General features: G+C 72.5%; 5 protein-coding genes. 2 read left to right on the forward strand and 3 right to left on the reverse strand.

Annotated elements, in window-relative coordinates:
* Nucleotides 1-706 (forward strand): IMP dehydrogenase (locus tag FB00_RS20610; RefSeq protein WP_047234793.1); only part of this gene is annotated, 706 nt, incomplete at its 5' end.
* Nucleotides 703-1,410 carry an NUDIX hydrolase gene (locus tag FB00_RS20615; RefSeq protein WP_047234794.1) on the forward strand — a complete coding sequence of 236 codons (708 nt, stop codon included), beginning with the start codon at nt 703-705 and terminating at the stop codon, nt 1,408-1,410. The genes FB00_RS20610 and FB00_RS20615, both read left to right, overlap by 4 nt.
* Before the next feature lie 18 nt (nt 1,411-1,428).
* Here FB00_RS20615 and FB00_RS20620 read toward each other — a convergent pair whose 3' ends face one another.
* From FB00_RS20620 to FB00_RS22520, 3 genes are all read right to left on the reverse strand, one after another.
* Entirely contained in the window at nt 1,429-1,890 is a 462-nt protein-coding gene (locus tag FB00_RS20620) for a DUF1801 domain-containing protein (RefSeq protein ID WP_047234795.1), read from the reverse strand.
* A 126-nt stretch (nt 1,891-2,016) separates the two neighbouring features.
* Complete coding sequence (locus FB00_RS20625; protein ID WP_047234796.1) at nt 2,017-4,836, reverse strand: aconitate hydratase; 2,820 nt, start codon at nt 4,834-4,836, stop codon at nt 2,017-2,019.
* A 238-nt stretch (nt 4,837-5,074) separates the two neighbouring features.
* Nucleotides 5,075-5,261, reverse strand: a 187-nt coding sequence (locus tag FB00_RS22520; RefSeq protein ID WP_047234797.1) for a hypothetical protein, incomplete at its 5' end; no start/stop codon positions are given.

Below are 5,261 nucleotides of genomic sequence, written 5' to 3' on the forward strand. Positions count from 1 at the left end.
GGACACGGCGCACGGCCACCAGGCCAAGATGCTCCAGGCGCTCGACGCCGTCCGCTCCGTGGGCCCCGACGTCCCGGTGGTCGCGGGCAACGTCGTCACGGCGGACGGCGTGCGCGACCTCGTCGCCGCGGGTGCCGACATCGTCAAGGTGGGCGTCGGTCCGGGCGCGATGTGCACGACCCGCATGATGACCGCCGTCGGGCGCCCGCAGTTCTCCGCCGTCCTCGAGTGCGCCGCCGCGGCGCGCGAGCTCGGCAAGCACGTGTGGGCCGACGGCGGCGTGCGCCACCCGCGCGACGTCGCCCTCGCGCTCGCCGCGGGTGCGTCGCAGGTGATGATCGGCTCGTGGTTCGCCGGCACGTACGAGTCCCCCGGCGACCTGCACGACGACGGCACCGGCCGGCTCTACAAGGAGAGCTTCGGCATGGCGTCGGCGCGCGCCGTGGCGGCGCGCACCGCGGGCGGGTCGCCGTTCGACCGTGCGCGCAAGGCCCTCTACGAGGAGGGCATCAGCTCGGGGCGCATGTTCCTCGACCCGCAGCGCCCGGGCGTCGAGGACCTCCTCGACCAGATCACGTCGGGGCTGCGCAGCTCCGCGACCTACGCGGGCGCGTCCAGCCTCGCGGAGTTCGCCGACCGCGCGGTCGTGGGCATCCAGTCCGCCGCGGGCTACGAGGAGGGCCGCCCGCTCCCGGTGAGCTGGTGACCGCCGACCCGGCCGGCTCGCGCCCGGCCGCGCGCGAGCAGCTCGCCGCCCTCGCGCGCGACGGCGGTGCCTGGCCCGAGCCGTGGCGCCACGCCGTCGGCGCGCTGCGCGACGACGCCCGCGGCGCCGCCGTGCTCCTGCTGTTCGGCGCGCTCGACCGGGTTCCCGCCGAGCACGCCGCGGCCTCGGTGCCGCGCGACCTCGACGTGCTCCTCCTCGCACGTGCCACGACGCTCGGCCACCACCCCGGCCAGGTCGCCTTCCCCGGGGGACGGCTCGAGCCCGAGGACGACGGCCCGGTCGGCGCCGCGCTGCGCGAGGCCGAGGAGGAGACGGGGCTCGAGCCCGCCGGCGTCGACGTGCTCGGGACGCTCGGCGAGCTGCCCGTGCCGGTGAGCAACCACCTCGTGACCCCGGTCCTCGCGTGGTGGTCGCGCCCCACGCCCGTCCGCGCGGTCGACGCCGCCGAGTCCGCGCACGTGTTCCGCGTCCCCGTCGCCGACCTCCTGGACCCCGAGCGGCGTCGCACGGTGACGGTCCGGCGCGACCGCCGCGTGCACAAGAGCCCCGGGTTCCTCGTCGAGGCGGACGGCCGCGAGCACCTCGTCTGGGGGTTCACGGGCGGGATCCTCGACGCCCTGTTCGACCGGCTCGGCTGGACGGAGCCCTGGGACCGGACGCGCACGCTCGACGCCCCGCTCTGACCCGACGGCGCGGTCGCGTCAGGAGGGCTCCTGCGCCGACGGGCCGGAGAGCCGGCGGCCGAGCTCGAGGTCGTCCGTGAGGGTCGCGTACGAGCGGCGCACGACCTCCTCGAGGACGCCGAGGTCGACGGCGTCGAGGTCCTTCACGTAGACGCAGCCCTTGCCGACGGTGTGCGGGCCCAGGCGGCCCAGCAGCGCCGCGTGGGCGTCGACCCCGTCCATGAGGTACACGGTCGTCGCCGCCTTGCGCGGCGAGAAGCTCGCCGCCGCCATGTCGCCCTCGCGTCCGGTCGCGTAGCGGTAGTGGTACGTGCCGAACCCGACGATCGACGAGCCCCACATCCGCGGCGGCTCCCCCGTGACGTGGGACAGGAGCTCGACGAGACGGTGCGCGTCGCGGCGCCGCACGGGATGCTCCACCGCCGCGAGGAACTCCTCGACGTCCGCGTCCGTCGGCTGGGTCGTGTTCTCGCTCGCCATGCCCCAGTCTCTCGCAGCGCCGAGGGTCGGCGCACCGACGCACGGCGGGGCGCCCACCTCCGAGAGGTGGGCGCCCCGCCGGGGTGCGCGTGCGCCGTCGGGAGGCCCCGCGGCGCTAGCGGTGGCTCACGCCACCAGGGAGCGCAGCACGTACTGCAGGATGCCGCCGTTGCGGTAGTAGTCCGCTTCGCCGGGCGTGTCGATGCGCACGACGGCGTCGAACTCGACGCTCGTCCCGTCGGTCTTGGTCGCGGTGACCTTGACGGTCGACGGCGTGGTGCCCTCGTTGAGCGCCGTCACGCCGGCGATGTCGAACGTCTCGGTGCCGTCGAGGCCGAGCGACCCGGCGTTCTCGCCCGCCGGGAACTGCAGCGGCAGGACGCCCATGCCGATGAGGTTCGAGCGGTGGATGCGCTCGAAGCTCTCCGTGATGACGGCCTTGACGCCCAGGAGCGCCGTGCCCTTGGCCGCCCAGTCGCGCGACGAGCCGGAGCCGTACTCCTTGCCGCCGAGGATGACGAGCGGCGTCCCCTGCGCGGCGTAGTCCTGCGCGGCGTCGTAGATCGTGTCCTGCGCGCCCTTGACGAAGTTGAAGGTGAACCCGCCCTCGACGCCGTCGAGGAGCTGGTTGCGCAGGCGGATGTTCGCGAACGTGCCGCGGATCATGACCTCGTGGTTCCCGCGGCGCGACCCGTAGGAGTTGAAGTCACGACGCGAGACACCGTTCTCCGCGAGGTACTTGCCGGCGGGCGAGTCCACCTTGATGGCGCCAGCGGGGCTGATGTGGTCCGTGGTCACCGAGTCGCCGAGCTTCGCCAGGACGCGCGCACCGGAGATGTCGGTCACGGGCGACGGCTCCATGCCCATGCCCTCGAAGTACGGGGGCTTGCGCACGTAGGTCGACTCCGCGTCCCACGCGAACGTGTCGCCCTCGGGCGTCTCGAGCGCACGCCACCGGTCGTCGCCGGTGAAGACGTCCGCGTAGTCCTTGGTGAACATGTCGCGGTCGATCGACGCGTCGATCGTCGCCTGGACGTCCTCGGGCGACGGCCAGATGTCCTTGAGGAAGACGGGCTCGCCGTGCGGGTCCGTACCCAGGGGCTCCCCGTCGAAGTCGAAGTCCATCGTGCCGGCGAGCGCGTAGGCGATGACCAGGGGCGGCGACGCGAGGTAGTTCATCTTCACGTCGGGGTTGATGCGCCCCTCGAAGTTGCGGTTCCCGGACAGCACCGAGACGACCGACAGGTCGTGCTCGTTGACCGTCGCGGAGATCTCGTCCGCCAGGGGGCCCGAGTTGCCGATGCACGTCGCGCAGCCGTAGCCGACCAGGTGGAAGCCGAGCTTCTCGAGGTACGGCCAGAGGCCCGACTTCTCGTAGTAGTTCGTCACGACCTGCGACCCGGGGGCCATCGAGGTCTTGACCCACGGCTTGGACGCGAGGCCGCGGTCCACCGCGTTCTTCGCGAGCAGCGCCGCCGCGAGCATGACCGACGGGTTCGACGTGTTGGTGCACGAGGTGATCGACGCGATGACCACGTGGCCGTGGTCGAGCTCGGTCGACGTGCCGTCCTCGAGCGTCACGGGGACGACCTTGTGCGGGCGCTTCGCGCTGTCCGCGTGGCCCGGCGCGACCGGGTGGTCCGACGCGTTGTCGTGCGCCCCGGCGGCGATCGGGTCGGACGCGGGGAAGGTCTCCTCGACCGACTCGTCGAGGCCCGTGAACGGCGCGGCCTCGCCAGCGTCGACGTAGTCGAGGATCGCGGAGGCGAACGACTCCTTCGCCTCGCCGAGCTCGATGCGGTCCTGCGGGCGCTTCGGCCCGGCGATCGACGGGACGACCGTCGAGAGGTCGAGCTCGAGGTACTCCGAGAACACCGGCTCGACGTAGCTGTCGGACTCCGGGTCGAGCCACAGGCCCTGCTCCTTGGCGTACGCCTCGACGAGCGCGAGCTGCTCGTCGCTGCGGCCCGTGAGGCGCAGGTAGTCGATCGTCACGCCGTCGATCGGGAAGATCGCGGCCGTCGAGCCGAACTCCGGGCTCATGTTGCCGATGGTCGCGCGGTTCGCGAGCGGCACCTGGGCCACGCCCGCGCCGTAGAACTCGACGAACTTCCCGACGACGCCGTGCTGGCGCAGCATCTGCGTGATGGTGAGCACGACGTCCGTCGCGGTGACGCCCGCGGGGATCGAGCCGTTGAGCTTGAAGCCCACGACGCGCGGGATGAGCATCGAGACGGGCTGGCCGAGCATGGCCGCCTCGGCCTCGATGCCGCCGACGCCCCAGCCGAGCACGCCGAGGCCGTTGACCATCGTCGTGTGGGAGTCGGTGCCGACGCACGTGTCCGGGTAGGCGCGCAGCACCCCGCCGACCTCGCGCGTCATGATCGTGCGCGCCAGGTACTCGATGTTCACCTGGTGCACGATGCCGGTGCCCGGGGGGACGACCTTGAAGTCGTCGAACGCCGTCTGGCCCCAGCGCAGGAACTGGTAGCGCTCGTGGTTGCGCTGGTACTCGAACTCCACGTTGCGCTCGAACGCGTCCGAGCGGCCCGCGACGTCGATCTGCACCGAGTGGTCGATGACCATCTCGGCCGGCGCGAGCGGGTTGATGCGCGACGGGTCGCCGCCGAGCTCCGCGACGGCCTCGCGCATGGTGGCGAGGTCGACGACGCAGGGCACGCCGGTGAAGTCCTGCATGATCACGCGCGCGGGCGTGAACTGGATCTCGGTGTCGGGCTGCGCGTCCGGGTCCCAGGACGCGAGCGCACGGACGTGGTCCGCGGTGATGTTGGCGCCGTCCTCCGTGCGCAGGAGGTTCTCGGCGAGGATCTTCAGGCTGTACGGGAGGCGCTCGACACCCTCGACGGCGGACAGGCGGAAGATCTCGTACGAGTTCTCACCGACCTCCAGCGTTCCCTTCGACCCGAACGTGTCGACGCTGCTCACTCGTAGCTCCTTCGTGGCGAGACGGTGGCACGGATGCCATGGTTCAGGGGGCTTCGCCCAGCCTACGCCGGGCCGGCGCGCCGCTCAGGCCTGGTCCGGAGGACCGCCCTGGCGGTGGTCGGCGGCTCGTCCACGACCCGCTGCGACCTGCACCGCGACCAGCATACCCCATATATCTTGACGTCAAGATATATGCCCCGCGTGCCCGTCCCGGCGCGACGTCACTCACGGCTCCGGCTCAGAGGTCGCAGTCGCACAGCAGGTTGAGCTCGACGACCTGCTCCCCCTCGTCGGGCCGCGCCCAGTCCTCCGCCTCCGCGCGCGAGGCGAAGCTTCGCCCCGCCAGCCGGCCGTTGGGCAACAGCACGCCCACGCCGACGACGTCGCGCACGTCGTCCGAGGCGGGGAACGCCTGGTGCTCGCCC

The organism is Cellulosimicrobium funkei (assembly GCF_001019615.1).
GTDB classification, from domain to species: Bacteria; Actinomycetota; Actinomycetes; order Actinomycetales; family Cellulomonadaceae; genus Cellulosimicrobium; species Cellulosimicrobium cellulans_E.